The 1,037-nt window shown below is 66.7% G+C and carries 2 protein-coding genes; both read right to left on the bottom strand.

Features of this window, described 5'->3' with window-relative positions; genetic code table 11:
• The coding region (locus ACBR42_RS17100; protein WP_371208837.1) for a transposase zinc-binding domain-containing protein at window positions 1-577 on the bottom strand (577 nt) is incomplete at its 3' end.
• 19 nt (window positions 578-596) lie between these two features.
• Window positions 597-1,037, bottom strand: a 441-nt coding sequence (locus tag ACBR42_RS17095) for a tyrosine-type recombinase/integrase (protein ID WP_371208836.1), incomplete at its 5' end; no start/stop codon positions are given.

Raw genomic sequence — 1,037 nt, 5'->3', positions numbered from 1 at the left:
TGCCCAGCACCCGGACGGGCAGCAGGAAGGCCGGGCGCGATGAGATCCAGCGCCGGCCATCGGGCGAGAGACCGCCACCCGGCACGATCATGTGCACATGGGGATGGTGGGTCAGCGCCGAACCCCAGCTGTGCAGCACGGCGGTGATGCCGATGCGGGCGCCCAGATGCCGGGGATCGGCGGCGATCGTCATCATCGTCTCCGAGGCGGCCTGGAACAGCAGGGCGTAGAGAACGGCCTTGTTCTGGAGCGCGATGTCGGCAATCCGCGCTGGCAGGGTGAAGACGACATGGAAATACCCGACCGGCAGCAGATCGGCCTCCCGCTCGGCCAGCCATGTCCGCGCGGCGTTCCCCTGACAGCGCGGACAATGACGGTTGCGACAGCTGTTATAGGCGATCCGCCAGTGTCCACAGTCCCCGCAGGCCGCGACATGACCACCAAGGGCCGCCGTGCGACAGTGTTCGATCGCCGACATGACCTTGAGCTGCTGCAGGGGAAGACGGCCGGTATGGGCTGCCCGCCAGGCAGGGCCGGCAGCCCGGAAGATGTCCCCCAGTTCGAGGGAGGCGGACATGACCGCCCCCGCCCGGGGATCAGCCGTCGGGCCTCGCCTGCGTGGTCGTCCGCATGCCCAGCCTGTCGAGCGGACTGATGACGGCCCGCACGGTCCGTGTCGCAACTTTTGTATAAAGGGCCGTGGTCTCCAGACGGGAATGACCCAGCAGAACCTGGATCACGCGGACATCGACACCATCCTCAAGCAGGTGCGTGGCAAAACTGTGCCGCAGGGTATGAGGCCCCACACGTCTGGTGATCGCAGCGGCCCGCGCGGCATCGACAACCACACGATGGAGCTGCCGTGTGCTGATGGGCCTCATGGTGTCCTGTCCGGGAAAAAGCCAGCCATCGGAATGCATCACGCCCTGCTGGCGTCCGGCCTTCCACCACTCCCGCAGCAGGGGCAGAAGGTCTGCCGGAAGCATGGCGTTGCGATATCGTCCCCCTTTGCCCCGTTCGACCCTGAGCAGCATGCG

Origin of the sequence: Komagataeibacter sp. SM21 (assembly GCF_041402665.1) — a bacterium.
Lineage (GTDB): Bacteria > Pseudomonadota > Alphaproteobacteria > Acetobacterales > Acetobacteraceae > Komagataeibacter > Komagataeibacter saccharivorans.
This window is presented reverse-complemented; position numbering and strand designations above follow the sequence as displayed.